The organism is Colwellia chukchiensis (genome assembly GCF_002104455.1).
GTDB classification, from domain to species: domain Bacteria; phylum Pseudomonadota; class Gammaproteobacteria; order Enterobacterales; family Alteromonadaceae; genus Cognaticolwellia; species Cognaticolwellia chukchiensis.
This window is the reverse complement of the sequence record NZ_NBOC01000019.1, coordinates 1-16,669: the sequence shown is the minus strand read 5'-3', so window position 1 is coordinate 16,669 and position 16,669 is coordinate 1. Positions and strand designations below refer to the sequence as shown.

The window sequence follows — 16,669 nt, the reverse complement described above, 5'->3', positions numbered from 1 at the left end:
TTTTTATTATCTCATGAGAAATTAAAACAGAGTTCGCTTACATTTTCATTACAAAAATTTACATTAGACTTGCCAAATATTAACAATTATTTTTTAACTCGAAACATTTAAACAAGAGAACAGAAATAAAACCCCAAGTAACAATACATTAACATACATTTTAAAACAGTAAGCAAAAGCACTTATAACTAAAAACTAGAAAAAGTCCTATCGATATAGCAAAAAATCATAGAAACAAACCATATGGTCAAGATAAAATCTTGTATGATTTTATCTTTAATTATTAAGGTCTAGAGCAAAGGTAATAAATTAACCAAACCATCAACAATGAGAAATTCCTTATTATTGGTTATATTTATAACACCAAAGCAGAGACTAAACAGATTTAGTCGTGTCTTAAAACAGCATTTAAACTAAACTGAGCCGCTTAAGTTGATGACGCTTTGATTATTAAGGGTAAATTAGTCAATTTTGTTAATCATTAGTCAACAACAAATAAGATAATGCGACACGTAAAATATGTGTCATTAATAAGTGTGATATCAAAAAGGTTATGCCAGTGAGCACCAAAACCAGCAATGAAAAACCGGGTAGCATTCGTGCACGCAGTGAAGCCGTTATTTTAGCTGCGGCGCAAAAAGAATTTATTTTACAAGGCTATAAAGGCGCAACAGTACAATCAATTGCTGATACTGCCGGTCTGCCCAAAGCCAATGTTTTATATTACTTTAAAAATAAAGAAAATATTTACCATGCGGTTTTACAGTTAACGCTAGATACCTGGGACCGAGGAATCGGCGACATTGATAGCAGCCAAGGTCCTGTGGTAGCGATTGAAAAGTTTATCGCTGCCAAAGTAAAAATGTCATTTGAGCACCCGCAGGCGTCAAAAATCTATGCCATGGAAATTATTCAAGGTGCGTTACACTTAAAAGAGTTTGCTCGTACCTATTTACGACAATGGGTTCGCGAAAAAGCCAAGCTTTTTCAAGTTTGGATCGACAATGGTGAAATGAAAAACGTTGACCCAGTTAAACTAATTTTCTTAATTTGGTCTACAACGCAACATTATGCCGACTTTGAAACGCAAATTCTCACCATCATGAATCGTGCCGATTACGAAGAAGACGACATGACACAAGTGACTGAGTTTTTAACTGACTTTATATTACGAGGCTGTGGCTTAAAGCCTTAATAAAAATGAATATATTCATAAAAGTGTTCATAGCATCCTTGTTTATTTACGCGAGTATCGGCATGTTTACAACCCAAGCAGCAACCGTACGGGTGGCAACCTTTAATGTCAGTATGGAAGCACTGAACTATTTACCTGCCAATACCAAACCTAGTGGCCATGAGTTAGCACAAGCACTAAGATCAAACCACCAACAAATAAAAAATATTGCCGAAATTATTCAACGAGTAAACCCTGATATTATTTTACTGAATGAATTTGATGGCAACGACAACCAGCACCAAGCGTTAAAACAGTTTTTACAACACTACTTAGCCAAAAGTCAAAATGGCCAAGCAGCGATTAATTACCCCTACTTTTATCAAGGGCCAGTTAATACCGGTGTCGCGACAGGTTATAGTCTCAAGCAAGAAAATACCACCGGCACCTTACCTAACGACGCCTATGGATATGGCCATTTTTCGGGGCACTTTGCCATGACACTATTATCAAAACATCCTATTAACCATGACAAAGTACGCACATTTCAACACTTTAAGTGGCGTGATATGCCAAATGCCTTAAAACCAATAGATCCCGAAAACCAAAAGCCTTGGTATACAGAGCACGCTTGGCAAAATTTTCGCCTCTCGTCGAAGTCGCATTGGGACATTCCCATAACGATCAATGGCGACACCTTACACATTCTCGCAAGTCATCCAACGCCACCGGTATTTGACGGACCAGAAGATCGTAATGGTAAGCGCAACTTCGATGAAATTCGTTTTTGGATTGATTACTTAACCCCAAGCAAAAGCGCCTATATTTACGATGATAATCGGCAGTTTGGCGGCTTATCCCAAGACCAAGCATTTATCATATTAGGCGATTTAAATGCTGATGCCGTCGATGGTGACGCCATCAAAGCAGGCATCCAGGGTTTACTCAACCACCCACGGGTATTGGATCCCAAACCGCTTAGTATAGCGGGTAAAATGCAGCGACCAGACAACCCCAATGCACAATATCACACCGCATACTGGGGCCTGCGAGCTGACTATGTTTTGCCGGCAAAAAAGCAGCTTAACGTCCTAAATTCTGGTATATTTTGGCCTACCAGCAATGAAGAAAGCTATAAACTCATAAAAGACCGTGCCGCCTCTTCCGATCATCGTTTAGTCTGGGTCGATGTGGCATTTAGCCAATAATTGATAGGTAATACAGTGAAAATAAATTTCAAGCGCTTTGTACCAACATTAATCACCAGTTTGATCATCGTCAGCTCAGCACAGCTCCATGCGGGTCATAACACGGTAAACTTTGCCAGCCATGTACACAAACCACAGCTACCCAAAAATATTATTATGGTTGTTGGCGATGGCATGGGGCCAGCTTATACCAGCGCCTATCGTTATTTTCATGACGACCCTACCACCCCAGAATTAGAGCAAACAGTCTTTGATCGTCACTTTATTGGTAGCAGCAGTACCCACCCTGCGCCAGAATCTGGTTATATTACTGACTCTGCAGCAAGTGCCACAGCGTTGGCAACCGGCGTAAAAACCTATAATGCCGCCATTGGCTTAGATATTCATCGTCAGCCTGTACAAAGCGTTTTAGCTTATGCGAAACAAAGCGGCAAAAAAACCGGTGTTGTGGTGACATTGCAAATCAACCACGCCACACCCGCCTCCTATTTAGCCCATAATGTGCATCGCTATAATTATAATGACATCGCAGATAGCTATATCGATGATGGCATTAAAGCCGATTTATATTTAGGTGGCGGTTGGCAATACTTTATTCGTGACGACAGAAACTTAGTGAATGAATTTGTTCAGTCAGGCTTTCAATACATAGATAACTATCAGCAATTAACTAACTTAGATAATAATAAACCGGTATTGGGTTTATTTGCTGATACTGGCTTGCCTTGGGCACTTGACGATAGTAACAAGCATCGCCTGTCGATGATGACCAAAGTTGCCACCCAACAGCTTGAAAATACGCAAGGTTACTTTATGTTAATTGAAGGTAGCCAAATTGATTACGGTGGTCATGCGCGCGATATCGCCGCCGCCATGACTGAAATGGACGATTTAGCAAAAACCTTAGAATATCTTGAATACTATGTTACGCAAAACCCCGATACCTTAGTGGTTGTTACCGCGGATCACAGCACAGGGGGTTTATCCATAGGTAGAAAAACCGCGCGCAGCGACGCTAATATCAACAGTAAATACCTTTGGAAACCCGAATATTTGCGCAGCATGACCATGTCGCCCGAAGCTATAGCGAAAAAGCTTAGCACTCAAGCGTTTTCACAAGCTAAAGTTAGTGAGTTATTAAGCTTTGATATTAGCAAAGCGGATATGGACAAGTTAACAAAAGCAAAACTAGCAGATATCAATATCATTAAGCAATATCAAGCATTATCGGCAGATGAGAAAAAGGCGCAAAGAAAACCGAGACCTTACCAATCTATTTATAATGTATTGAAACAAATTATTGACCATAAAACCAATACCGGTTGGGGTTCTATTAGCCCATCAGGTACACATACGGGTATCGACGTGCCGGTATTTGCTTTTGGTAAAGGCAGCGAACAATTTAAAGGCTTTCAAGATAACACTGACATCGCCAAGAAAATTTTCTCCTTGCTCGGTAAAGAGTAAAAGTTTCAGTACATGAATAGCGCCATTAACAACAACGCCGAATGATCCCCATTCGGCGTTTTTTTAATTTATAACAACAGCTATTCACGTTATCTATTTACAACAAGCTGCGAGTCACAACCAGCGCTGAGGTTGTTAGCTTTGCGCTGCAAGCGCTTGATTTAAGCGCGCAAAACCTTGCTCTAAATCGGCAATCAAATCATCAACATTTTCCAAGCCCACATGCAAACGGATCAAGGGGTGCTGATATGGCCATTGCGTTGCTGAGCGCATGCTATTCACATTGGAAATGGCAAGGATCAAACTTTCAAATCCGCCCCACGAATAGCCCATTTTAAAGTGCGACATACCATCTAAAAATGCCGTGATGGCTGCGCTATTGCCACGGTTTAACACAAAAGAAAACAAACCATTGGCACCGGTAAAGTCACGCTGAAAAAATTCATGTCCCGGACATGAAGGTAGTGCAGGATGTAATACGGTTTCTACCTCTGGGCGTGTCGACAACCAATGAGCAATTTTAAGCGCACTGGCTTGATGCTGCTGCAAGCGCACGTTTAAGGTTCTGATGCCGCGCATAGCAAGATATAAGTCATCAGGTGAGGTACATTGCCCCATAATATAGCTACTTTCGCGTAACTGCGGCCAATACGCCTTGGTTGCCGTTGCGGTACCAAGCATGACATCTGAGTGCCCAACAATATATTTAGTAGCCGCTTGAATTGAGATATCAACGCCATAATCAAAGGGTTGAAAATTAACCCCAGCTGACCAGGTATTATCTAACATCACAACACAATGATGACGATGCGCAACTTCAGCTATCGCGGGTACATCTTGTACTTCCATAGTGATAGAGCCCGGGCTTTCAAGAAACACCACTTTGGTATTTGGCTTAATTAACGCCTCAATGCCAGCGCCAATTAACGGATCATAATAGCTAGTTTCAATGCCAAGCTTGGCCAGTATTTTATCGCAATAATCTCGGGTTGGCTCGTAAGCGTTATCAACCATTAAAATATGATCACCGCTTTTAACAAAAGCTAAAATGGCATTGGTGATCGCAGCAGTGCCAGACGGATAAATGGCACAACCTGCGCCCCCTTCAAGGGCGGTCATGGCATCGCTAAAGGCAAAAGAGGTGGAAGTACCGCGGCGACCATAAAACAACACCTGATTGGTTTTATTTGCTGTGGCATGCTTCATTTCTTTAACCGAGTCAAATACCACAGTTGAAGCTCGCTCAACTGGCGGGTTAACCACGCCGCGTGTCCACTGGCTTTTTCGGCCGGCATTAATTAGTTTTGTTTCTTTTTTCATAGCAAGTTGTTTTCCGCGCTTAACGCCAAGGTCGGCAAATGAGTATTTATCTAACAATAATATAGCTATCTAGCCATCTATAATATTTATAACGTGAATCCAAGCAAGAAGCACGTTTTATTTTGTCATATCATAGTCTTGTTATCTATTAATGGCGCGACTAGCTTAACGGTCAAATAGCGTCATTTGGCTATTGGTGATCTCATCAAAGCTGCTATTAATAAAAGGTAAAATGGCATCTGCTACCGCCATTAACTGTCGGTCGATATAAAACTGATAATCTAAGGCTGCGCTTTGACAACCTTTCGCCTGCGGGCCATTGGTGGTCATAACATACTCTATCCAGCCTTTATTTTGATAGCGTTGTGGTTTGCCCTGTTGTTGATAAATTTCATCTGCTAAACGCGCAGCCCTCACATGGGGCGGCACATTTTTAACATAATCGCTAAGTTTTCGGCGCAGGCGTTTACGATAATACAGCAGCTGATCATGTTTACCCGCTAAGGTATCTGCGACTACCGCTTTTATGTAATCGGCAACCGGCTCATCATTAAATATTTTTAAATACAGTGTACGTTGAAACTGTTTCGCCAGTTCAGTCCAGTCGGTGCGCACACTCTCTAGGCCTTTAAAAATTAATTGTTGTTCACCGCCCTTTTCTACCAACCCTGCATAGCGTTTTTTGGTGCCAATATCTTGACCGCGTATGGTGGGCATTAAGAACTTACTAAAACGGGTTTCAAACTCAATCTCAAGCGCACTCTCGATGCCATAGTCCGTTTTTAACAACTGCTGCCACTTGTGATTAATATCATCTTGTAACACTTTACCCAGTGCCCTGCTACTTGCCCCATTATGCTGATCGCCAATATGGACAAATATTGAGTCAGTATCACCATAAATTACCCGATAACCTTTGGCTTCAATCCACACTTTAGTGGTTTTTAAAATACTGTGACTGCGTTTAGTAATTGAGCCTGACAAGCGCGGATCAAAAAAACGACAGCCGGCTGAGCCTAAAATGCCATAAAACGAATTCATTATAATTTTTATTGCTTGCGACAAGGCGGCATTGTTTTCAACTTTTGCTTTATCACGCTCTTGCCATAGCGCGGTAATTATCGCAGGCAAAAAATGCGCTGTTCTGCTAAATAAGGCACCATCATAGCCCGCTATCGCCGTATCTGGCGACTTTAAACCTTCTATCAAGCCCATAGGGTCGATATTAAAACTGCGAATAATACTCGGGTATAGGCTTTTAAAGTCCAGCACCAAGACATTTTTATATAACCCAGGAATTGAGTCCATCACAAAACCACCGGGTGACTCAAAGCCTTGCTCACCATCGCCCATATTCGGGGCAACATAGCCGCTGCGGTGTAACTTAGGCAGGTATAAGTTGGTAAAAGCGGCCACCGAGCCTCCAATGCGGTCAATGGCTAAGCCAGTTAATTGCGCGCGTAACATGGCAAACTCTAATAGTTGGGTATGCTGAAAAATCAGTAACACTAAACGACAATCTTCTAGGTTATAGCGCGCAAGTGCAGTTTTATCATGATGAAAGTTATGGTTAATTTCTGCGATACGGTTATCAACATCGGTAACTTTTTTGCCTAGGCCTAATAAGGTATTGGCAACATTATCTAATGAAAAACTGGGAAAATTATAAGTCGCCGTTTTTAACAAATCGATACCGTCGAGTACCACACGGCCATTAATATCAATAAATTGCTGCTCACTGGCTTTATTTTTACGCCAGTATGGTGCTTGAGCATCGCGGCCAATAGCAAACGTTAAGCCGTATAAATCAAAACGTTTTTGCAACAGGCTAAAATCAAAATTAATCACATTCCAACCGATAATAATATCGGGATCATGCGCTTGAAACCACGCTAGTAAGCTTAACAGCAATTGTTTTTCATCTGCTTGCCAAACAATATCAATATCAGCATCAGGGTTAGCTTGTTGCTCACGAGCAATGTCAGTCGCACTGGCTATCATCAACACTTGCTGACAATTTTCGCTATATAAACCAACAGAGTACAACTCGCCTGACATTGCACACTCAATATCTAAAGACACGGTGCTAAGTTTTATATCCGTTTGCTGCGACTTATCAAGGCGTTTACATTTAACGTGCTCAAAACGAGTAAATGTTCCTGCAAACTTAGGTGTTAACCAAGCTTGTTGACCGGCAAAGGTAATATCGGCGGTAATAAAACGCTCCATCAAGTAGCGATCATCCGGCCTAATATCGTCTTCATAACACTTAATACCCTGTTTATGTAGCGCTGCTCGGGCCTGATAAAACTCTCGTAAGCTTAAAAAATACAGCGCAAAAACAGGCCGTTGTTTAAAGGTTTTAAGCGGTAAGGCTTTAATCTCATCAAGGTTAACTTGCTGTTGTGCCAATACCGATTTTGCATGCGCTAAGCTTGTTTGTTCAACAAAAAATACCGCTCGCTCATTGTTAATAAGCAACTGTGCTGGCCCTTGTGGCGTTTTTAACCACAAGCTAATTTCTAGGCGATCATTGCGATCTCTGGCGCTACGAGTCAATAAAAACCCACGATTAGCAATAAGGGGTGCGGCATGAGTTGTGACTTTTTCAGGAGAAAATTGCATTAATGGTTCTAATTGCTGACAACAAACTGTTAATATATACAGCAGTGTAAATCATCTTTTGTCGATAGGAAACCACAGCCGCGATGTTAAGCGATAAAATCAAACAAGTTATACGAAGCTCCTACAAGGCAATTGGTGAAAACCTGACGAACTTCACTCCCCGCAAACAACAAACCTTTTTGATCGCCGAAATCGCCAAAACGCTAGCGGGTGAATACGACAAAACGCGAAAAATTATCACCATTGAAGCCGGTACCGGTACAGGTAAATCGCTAGCCTATGCGTTGGGCACTATTCCATTGGCGTTAAGCCGTGATAAAAAAGTTTGTATTGCCACCGCAACTGTAGCGCTACAAGAGCAGCTAGTAGATAAAGACTTACCGTTTTTAAAAAAGCACAGTGGTTTAGACTTTAACTTTACCTTAGCCAAAGGCCGGCAACGCTATGTTTGCCGGCAAAAATTGGCGATGGCGGTCAGTAATGATGACAACCCACAAGCAGGCTTCACTTTTGCTGAAAAACCACAAGCCAGTGATATGCGCACTTTAAATAACATGCACAAAGCATTAACCGACAATAGTTGGCCTGGCGATATTGACGCTTGGCCTGAGCCGGTTAACCCGCATATTTGGCAACAAATTCAAGCCGACAAACACAGCTGTTTAAAGCACTTATCAGAGCACAGTCATTGCCCTTTTCATAAAGCCCGCGAAACCATGGAAGCCGCTGATGTCGTTGTAGTAAACCACAGTTTATTGCTAGCCAATTTAGAGCTAGGGGGTGGTCGAATATTGTCAGCGCCAGAAGATACCTTTTACATCATTGACGAAGCACATCATCTTCCTAAGGTTACGCGTGACCATTCTAGTGCCAGCCTTACCATCAAGGGCGCCATTGACTGGCTTGGTAAGTTACAAGAAACCGGTGATAAAATTGCCAAGTTAGTAAAATCGAACAGCGCCATATCGCCGTCAATAAAATTAGCCGATGATTGCCAAGATATTTTAACCGATATGCAAAAAGTACTGAGTTTAATCGACAATAATCGCAGTATTTATTTCCCATTAAGTAATAATACTAGCCAGTTTCAAAAACAAAATGCAGCGCCCTTGTATCGCTTTGAAAACGGTATTATTCCGCAGTCATTAAAAAACTGGGCGGAAGATTTAAGCGACAGTTCGAAGAAGTGTTTAGCGCACTTAAACAAGCTTTATAATATGCTGATGGAGTCGGTAAAAGATGGCGACACGCAAATGTATTTAGCCGAGCCAATGCTAGCCGAAGCCGGCTTTATGATCCAACGCTTAGAAAATTTTAACGCGCTGTGGCAAATGTATGCCAAAACCGATAGCGAAAAAGGCGCGCCAATGGCACGCTGGCTAGAGCAAATCGAGGGTAAGCGTAGCGATTACCTGATCAGCGGCTCACCTATTGAAGTGGGTTTTACCTTAGAAGACATGCTGTGGTCTAAATGCGAAGGCGCTGTGTTATGCTCAGCCACTATTTTAGCGCTAAATTCCTTTGATCATTTTCGTCGCCAAGCCGGTTTAAGAGCCGATGATGGTAGCCAATATCAAAAAGTAGACTCGCCGTTCGATTATCAAAACAATGCCCAGTTAATAGTGCCGAAAATGCAATACGAGCCTAGCGCCGATCAATTCACCGATGAGCTAATTGCCAAATTGCCCGAGCAAATAAAGCGCGGCAAGGCCACGCTAGTGTTGTTTTCTTCTTATTGGCAAATGGACAAGGTCGTTACTGCCCTGCGGGAAAAATCAACGCTCAGTATTATGGTGCAAGGCGAGCAATCAAGACAAAAAATTATCGAGCGCCACAAAGCGCTTTGCGATAAAGGCGAAGCGAGCATTATCTTTGGCACCCAAAGCTTCTCAGAAGGACTCGATTTACCTGGCGATTACCTGACTAACGTTATAATCACCAAGTTACCGTTTTCCGTACCGTCATCACCGGTTGAAGAAGCACAAGCGGAATATATTACCGCCAAAGGCGGCAACCCCTTTATGTCGATTTCAGTACCTGAAACCTCAAAAAAGCTGATCCAAGCTACCGGGCGACTACTTAGAAACGAAAAAGACTACGGGGTGATCACCTTAATGGACCGTCGGGTGGTGAACAAGCGTTACGGTAAAGACTTATTAAACTCACTGCCACCTTTTAAGCGCATTATCGAGTAGCTGCATTTGCTGTTCACATTAACTAGCCCGCCAATCGTTTTGCGCTAATAGCGGGCATTTTGACAACGGTTTATCTGCCAGCATCACCTGTGTTGATCAATTAAAATGGCATTACCGTCAGGGTCTAAAAATGAAAAGCTTGCAGGTCCTTGCTCACTATCAACAGATTTATTGGTTATTTCAATGCCTTGTTGCTCAACCTTTGCCAGTATCTCTCTAACATCAGTGAAGCTATCTAAGGCTTGCGCATCTTGATCCCAGCCAGGATTAAAGGTGACAATATTACCTTCAAACATACCTTGAAACAGGCCAATATTGGTTGCACCATTTTTCATGATCAAATAATGATGCTCCAAAGCGCCAGCAAAAACACTAAAGCCTAATTTTTGATAAAAGTCTCGTGACACTTCGAGATTTTTTACCGCTAAACTTATTGAAAAACAACCTAATTTCATGAGTATTTCCTTAAAAATCAAATTGGACAAAAGCAACAGCCATAATGCCAACCCTAGGCTGAAACGTGCAGTTTTGGCCACTAATTTATTTATTGCCGCTGACAGCCATCGTCATTTTGATGCGCAAAGTGTGACAGCGATAAATGCAATAGCTAGCCATAGAGCTGTGTTTTAAAAACCTAAGTAAACTACAGCGTAAAACGTTAACCTTGCAGCTAACTTAGAATTAAAATTAACACTAAAGCAGCAAGGGTTATTCAAACTTAGCCCTACTAACGCCTGATCGCAACGCTTTTCCTGCAATAAGACTTAAATGCGTAGCTCAATGCTAGCCATGTTGCAGAACATGAGGGTAAATTTGATTAAGTTATTTTAAGTGTTTTGATAAGAGCTTTTAAGCCAGCTATAGTTTTTCGCATAACAAGGCGAAGCATTAACAGTTATTGTCGCTGCCTTGATAAGTTACGACTAGGGTTTTAATCCTATATTGTCTTGTGAATAGGTCTAGTGAATAGCTGCATAAATAAATTGGCACTTTATCTCAGGTCACTATCTAGGCTCGTTTATACCCAGCAAATCTCTATATATTTGTTTTTATTGCTTTTATCTGTCGTTAAATGTGTGTATAACGCGCCATTAATTGGCTCATATATCTCAAGACTCGTTATGTAAATTGATAGATGAAGTTGAATGCAATCAAACATACTGGTAAGTTACTAAAAATATTATAAAAAGTATTATACGCATGCTAGTTAATCAGCAATTGTCGACGGTTTAAATCGAAATGCGCACTAATACGCTGTTATAAGCCTAAACAATCAGTGTCATCAATAAAAGGATTTGCATGAAAACAATTATATTACATTCAAAAGCACTAAATAATTTTCTAGTTTTTGAAACAAATAAATCTGAAAGTGAACTTATTGAGCACCTCAAAGTATTAAATTTTTCAGAAGAACAAGTTTTATTTAAAGAATTAATATTTTCATCTGATCTTGAGTCTGAAATTCATTCAAGTCATACATATGAAAGTAATAAAGAAACCGAGAGATTTTCTGCTGTATTAAAAAAAGAGAATGATGGGTTTAAATATATAGGAGCAAATAGGGGTAAGGAAAATATCAAACAAAACAATATTACTTTAGCTGATTCTGATAATGTTTCAGGTATAAGTGGTATCTCCAATTTGTTTTTGGCTATATGCCAACTTATGTTTTGGCTTGTCATAATCGCTAGTGTCTTTATAGGGTTAAAAGTAAGCATCATTTCAGGAGTTTCAATAGCTGTTGGAGCGGTCATTGGTTTTGGGCTCATATTTATCCTTGGTGATCTACTTAAAAATACGGTAGAAATTAACCAGAAATTAAATAAATAGTGTGGCATCGGCTTATAACAAGGCAATCAAGCGGGACTGCTAAAGCTTGGCTCAGTTTCGCTTCGCTACACATTTTAGCCAAGCATTATCAGCCCCTTATTGGGGCGTTAGGCCTCTTCTGCCACCCTCTCCAAATGCTCGGTGCCCCACTTTTGTAGTGCCGTAATAATCGGCGCTAGCGTCAAACCGTAATCAGCCATTGAGTATTCCACTCGCGGCGGCACCTCAGGATATACCTTCCTTAAGATCAGTCCATCTGCCTCTAGCTCTCGGAGTTGCTTGGTCAACATTCTTTGCGTCACATCTGGCATCAGCCGCCGCAGTTCATTGAAACGAATGGTGTCTGAAAGCAAATGGTAAAGGATTACGCCTTTCCACTTTCCACCGATCAACGCCAGTGTTGCCTCAACTGGACAGCCCGCGTTGCAATCATAAACATCATGCGTCATGTTTAATCTCCATTAGTATACTTTTTGATACTATGTATCTTTAATGTGCGTACTTACATCATTTGATTATACATCTTATTATAGCCCTCAATCCACCCACTAATGGGCGGAAAACTCCCAAACTGAGGACTTAGAACATGAAAGCAATGCTCATTAACGCCTATGGCGAGGACGCCAAATTTGAAGCGTCAGAAATTGGCACCCCAAATGCGGGTGCTGGCCAAATTCTCGTCAAAATCGCAGCATCCAGCGTCAATACCGTCGGTACTATGATTCGGAAAATGGGGAAGGAGCTACCTTTGTCACCGGATGCGCCTGCGCTTTTGGGCATGGACTTTGCCGGTACCGTTGAAAAAGTTGGCGAGGGTGTTGAGAACTTTAATATAGGTGATGAAGTGTAGGGTTGCGCTGGCGGGTTGGCCGATCTGCCTGGCACACTAGCAGAGTATATTGCAGCAGACGCCAAGCTTGTTGCTCACAAACCCCACAATCTGTCGATGGCAGAGGCCGCAGCGTTGCCTCTGGTGGCCATCACTGCTTATGAAGGTTTGATACGTGCGGGAGTTAAACAAGGTCAAACCGTATTGGTGCATGGTGGCTCGGGAGGCGTGGGCCATATAGCCATCCAGCTCGCTAAGCATTTTGGTGCCAATGTTTATTCAACCGGCGGCGGCGAGAAGCAAACCCAGCTGATTCAGCAGTTAGGTGCTACGCCGATCAATTACAAAACGGAATCCGTCGCTGACTATGTTGCAGCTCATACCAACGGGACCGGTTTCGATGTCGTATTTGATTCCGTTGGCGGTGAAAATATCACTAAATCGTTCGAGGCTGCGGCATTAAATGGGCATATTGCAACAACCGTATCTATGTGTGAGTTGGATTTAACACCTGCCCATTTTAAAGGTTTGTCTTTGCATGTTGTGTTCATGCTTATCCCCATGCTGCATAACTTCAAGCGTGAAACACACGGTGAAATTTTGGGTGAAATTGCGAAAATTGCCGAATCTGGAAAGTTAAAGCCTGTACTTGATGAGCAGCGGTTTTCATTAGAAAAGGCCGGCGAGGCACACTCGAGGTTGGAGAGCGGTCAAGCGATTGGCAAGGTGGTTATAGAAAACTAAGACATGAAAATCGACAAATTCGCAACCAACAAGCCTGTTTTTGACAGATTTGGTTGTGCCATCTGGCTAGGGGGTAATCACTAATGCGTAAAACTATACTGATCACAGGCTCAACCGATGGTATCGGGCTAGAGACAGCGAAGTCGTTGCTCAGCGAAGGACATCGGGTACTGGTGCACGGGCGCAATGCCGAGAAATTGCGTCAAGTTGGCGAACAACTGCAGGCTCAAGCATCAGCGGACCAAGTCGAGCTCCTTGGCGCCGATCTGTCAGACCTATCGGAAGTCTACCGGCTTGCTGAAGATATTCGGCAGTGTGCAAACCACATCGACGTTGTGATTAACAACGCTGGCATATTCAAGACGGATAATACCGTTGCATCGAACGGCGTCGATGTACGGTTTATGGTCAATGCAATTGCACCATGGGTTTTAACGCGAACACTGCTAACGTTGTTTTCCCGCGACGCACGAGTCATTAACCTGTCCTCCGCTGCTCAGAAGCCAGTAAGTCTTGCGGCCATTCAGGGTGAAGAATCTATATCTGATGATTTCGAAGCATATGCACAAAGTAAATTAGCGCTCACAATGTGGTCGATGGAACCGACGGCCATCGACTTATCATCGCAACAGTCGATTGTTGCAGTTAACCCCGGATCAATGCTCGGCAGCAAAATGGTCAAAGAAGGATTTGGGGTACAAGGCAACGATATTGGTATTGGAGTGCGAATTCTTCAGCACCTTGCTGTTGAATTAGGATCAATCCGATCCAGGCAATACTTTGACAATGATGTAGGAGATTACGCCAAGCCACATCCTGACGCAGAAAACTCCGAGCAGCGCTTAGCGGTTCTGTCGGCAATGAACTATATCGCAAGTAAAGCTTGACGGCAGAATAGCTGTCTGTTCATAGGGGGCAGCTTAATTAGAATACCAAATTGCATGTTTCAACACGCTAAATCTCTCATAGAAAGGCATGCGTATAGTTACGAAAAATCAGAGGCCTAACAATGCCGTGGAGTGGGACGTTTTTTCCGTACGCCCTTCGGGCTACGTTCCCAAAATGGCCCTCACGGCAGGCGTTGGTATGACTCCCCACGTCAAGTTAAATACACTGTTCCTGATTCATTGATTTAAGAATCCTTTGTATGCACTTCTATTATTAAGTGAGTTAACGCATAGAATGAAGCAAGTAATTTCGTCGGCTATCATGCTGGTATTCGTGGATTACTAACTTATTAACTAGCAGCGCCTACCTTACTCATTTCGTCGTGGCACCTGTCTTCAGTCTACGTTCGTGGTTCAATAGCCGCTAGGCTATTGCCATCCTAACGCCGTCGGTGGTTGTGCCACACCCGATGCTCGATCCCATGCGCTAACTCAAAACTTTTATTTTGCTGTTAATGTTGTTACGTAACAGTAATGCTTTTAGTTGATACTTAGCATCTTTTAAATCTTTCATTGCGGTTTCACGTGAACGAGATAAATCACGAACCGATTCATCTTCTGGCTCTGGCACATAAATAGGTGTTAATTCTTCTGCTTTTAGTAGCTTTGCTAATTTTAGTGCATCACATTTGTCAGTTTTAATGCGCTCGCCTGGCTTTTTAGGGATAAGGGATGGGGCAATAACATAACAACAATGATGGAGACTGGTGAGCAAACGATAAATCCAATAACCACAAGGTCCAGCTTCGTAAACAAAGTGTAATGTTGCATGGGGATACTTTGATTGTAGTTGCCGAGCGAGTTTTTTGAATGCCGCTTTGTTACTGAGTATTTTCCCAAGGTGGATAGACTTTGCGCCACGTTCATCCTCGATGTAAGCAACTTCGGTAAATGTTTTGTGGGTATCTAAGCCAATGAAAAGTATGCTATGTTTAGTCATGCTAGCCTCTGTTTTATATTGTTGACACATATATTATGGCTCTGGTTTGTAAAACTAACCCACGTTCGGAGGCTAGCACCTCGTGGGGAGTCATTGTGTCTATGTAGCTTGTTAATCACCAGTAGGTGCATAAAAACACAAAGGGAAATAGATGAAATATCTTAGTTTAGGGTTGCTATTACTAGCGACAAATACTTTAGCAACAGAGATTAGTGCTTATAGTTGCGACGCTTATTCTGTAAAAATTGTAAGTGATAACATAGAAGTAGTTAGGAATAATGATTTTGCAAACTTTAAATCATCGACAAAAATAAAACTGCAGTTTTCGTCAAAAGAAAAAGATGAAGCTACTGGGTTAACAACCTCATTCTATACTGGAAAGGGGGTTGTTGTTGACGCACTTGGCGCTTCCAATGTTAAGTATTCACTTAGAATAGAAAGAATAACAAAAACGGCTAGCCTAACAGCACTGTACGTCACCCCTAAAGAGTCAATCATTAGTGCCAACAGCAGTGATTGTAAAAAAGTCATATAGGTATAAGCTACATAACAAGCTAATAAATAAGGACAAAAAACAGTTGGCTGTTTTCGTTCCTCAACATTTTAGCCAACAATTTTTTGCCCATTATTAGGGTTATACGCAAAGGATATTCAATGGGCATTCAGTTGCTAAAATAAAACCTTGAATTGAGTTTGATATATCAAGAGTAACGTATTACAGAGGAAAAAAGGGGGTTGTAAATGAATGATGGACTTATAATACTATTAGCTATTTTGGGCTACCCTCTTATCATATTACTTTACGTCATAATGCCTAACGATAAAAACTGTAATAGTTGCCAAGTTCAGCTTTCACCTAATCGAATAAAAACATATCACCGCAAGTTAAAAGGGATAGAAAAAGAAGTATGTAAGCGTTGTTTTAAATAATCAATAAGGAAATTTATGAAAAGAATTTTAATAGCAATAGTATGTGTCATGTCTTTTAATGCACAAGCCGATATTTAAGCAGTTAAGTGTGGTGACTACCACAATGTAACCATTATAGATAACAATGTTGAACTCATCCTAAGTCTTGGAGGCAAGAATAGGAAAACTAATTTATCACTTCAGCTTAAAACTAATAATATAGAGTATTATGATAATACGTCAATATTTACAGGAGAAATCCAAGCGCAAGATCATAGCTATCTAAAACATGGCTCTGAACAATACTCATTTGTCTTATCTGCCAGTAAATACGCACCACTTATTAGTTTGGTTGTAAACGTCCGGCCAACTGCACATTTCCTGAATTAACCTTTCAATTTAAAGTTGCTCTAATATTTTTTCTTGGAGCAACCTATGCAACGCAGAACACTTGATGATTGGAAATCCCTTGTTGATAAAC

General features: G+C 41.6%; 11 protein-coding genes and 2 pseudogenes. 8 read left to right on the top strand and 5 right to left on the bottom strand.

The features are described 5' to 3' along the window. Positions 1–559: 559 nt before the first annotated feature. The 3 genes from B6K83_RS15915 (at position 560) to B6K83_RS15905 (ending at position 3,849) form a co-directional block, all read left to right on the top strand. Complete coding sequence (locus B6K83_RS15915) at positions 560–1,195, top strand: TetR/AcrR family transcriptional regulator (protein ID WP_085285855.1); 636 nt, start codon at positions 560–562, stop codon at positions 1,193–1,195. 62 nt (positions 1,196–1,257) lie between these two features. Continuing rightward, positions 1,258–2,382 (top strand): endonuclease/exonuclease/phosphatase family protein, encoded by a 1,125-nt coding sequence (locus B6K83_RS15910; RefSeq protein ID WP_085285889.1) that lies wholly within the window; start codon positions 1,258–1,260, stop codon positions 2,380–2,382. A gap of 15 nt (positions 2,383–2,397) precedes the next feature. Next, complete coding sequence (locus tag B6K83_RS15905) at positions 2,398–3,849, top strand: alkaline phosphatase (RefSeq protein WP_233144064.1); 1,452 nt, start codon at positions 2,398–2,400, stop codon at positions 3,847–3,849. A 135-nt stretch (positions 3,850–3,984) separates the two neighbouring features. Here B6K83_RS15905 and B6K83_RS15900 read toward each other — a convergent pair whose 3' ends face one another. Continuing rightward, positions 3,985–5,169: a cystathionine beta-lyase gene (locus B6K83_RS15900; RefSeq protein ID WP_085285887.1), complete on the bottom strand. Its 1,185-nt coding sequence runs from the start codon at positions 5,167–5,169 to the stop codon at positions 3,985–3,987. 165 nt (positions 5,170–5,334) lie between these two features. Then, on the bottom strand, positions 5,335–7,794 hold the full coding sequence (locus B6K83_RS15895; RefSeq protein ID WP_085285854.1) for a DNA polymerase II: 2,460 nt from the start codon (positions 7,792–7,794) through the stop codon (positions 5,335–5,337). 83 nt (positions 7,795–7,877) lie between these two features. On the opposite strand from B6K83_RS15895, the gene dinG reads away from it, so the two are divergent. Next, on the top strand, positions 7,878–9,989 hold the full coding sequence (gene dinG, locus B6K83_RS15890) for an ATP-dependent DNA helicase DinG (RefSeq protein ID WP_085285853.1): 2,112 nt from the start codon (positions 7,878–7,880) through the stop codon (positions 9,987–9,989). 83 nt (positions 9,990–10,072) lie between these two features. Here dinG and B6K83_RS15885 read toward each other — a convergent pair whose 3' ends face one another. Continuing rightward, on the bottom strand, positions 10,073–10,444 hold the full coding sequence (locus B6K83_RS15885) for a VOC family protein (RefSeq protein WP_085285852.1): 372 nt from the start codon (positions 10,442–10,444) through the stop codon (positions 10,073–10,075). A gap of 844 nt (positions 10,445–11,288) precedes the next feature. Here B6K83_RS15885 and B6K83_RS15880 point away from each other — a divergent pair. Further along, positions 11,289–11,819, top strand: coding sequence for a hypothetical protein (locus B6K83_RS15880; RefSeq protein ID WP_085285851.1), 531 nt, complete (start codon positions 11,289–11,291; stop codon positions 11,817–11,819). Positions 11,820–11,926: 107 nt separating this feature from the next. Here the strand turns inward: B6K83_RS15880 and B6K83_RS15875 are convergent, their stop codons facing one another. Next, entirely contained in the window at positions 11,927–12,268 is a 342-nt protein-coding gene (locus B6K83_RS15875; protein WP_085285850.1) for a winged helix-turn-helix transcriptional regulator, read from the bottom strand. A gap of 137 nt (positions 12,269–12,405) precedes the next feature. On the opposite strand from B6K83_RS15875, the pseudogene B6K83_RS15870 reads away from it, so the two are divergent. Both B6K83_RS15870 and B6K83_RS15865 read left to right on the top strand, forming a co-directional pair. Beyond that, positions 12,406–13,392 (top strand): annotated as a pseudogene (locus B6K83_RS15870) (zinc-dependent alcohol dehydrogenase family protein). Between the two features lie 83 nt (positions 13,393–13,475). Then, positions 13,476–14,279, top strand: coding sequence for an SDR family NAD(P)-dependent oxidoreductase (locus B6K83_RS15865; RefSeq protein ID WP_085285849.1), 804 nt, complete (start codon positions 13,476–13,478; stop codon positions 14,277–14,279). A 502-nt stretch (positions 14,280–14,781) separates the two neighbouring features. Here B6K83_RS15865 and B6K83_RS15860 read toward each other — a convergent pair. Beyond that, positions 14,782–15,279 (bottom strand): annotated as a pseudogene (locus B6K83_RS15860) (IS110 family transposase); the annotation flags it as partial. A 151-nt stretch (positions 15,280–15,430) separates the two neighbouring features. Between B6K83_RS15860 and B6K83_RS15855 the strand changes: the two are divergent. After that, positions 15,431–15,814, top strand: coding sequence for a hypothetical protein (locus B6K83_RS15855; protein ID WP_085285848.1), 384 nt, complete (start codon positions 15,431–15,433; stop codon positions 15,812–15,814). Positions 15,815–16,669 lie beyond the last annotated feature (855 nt).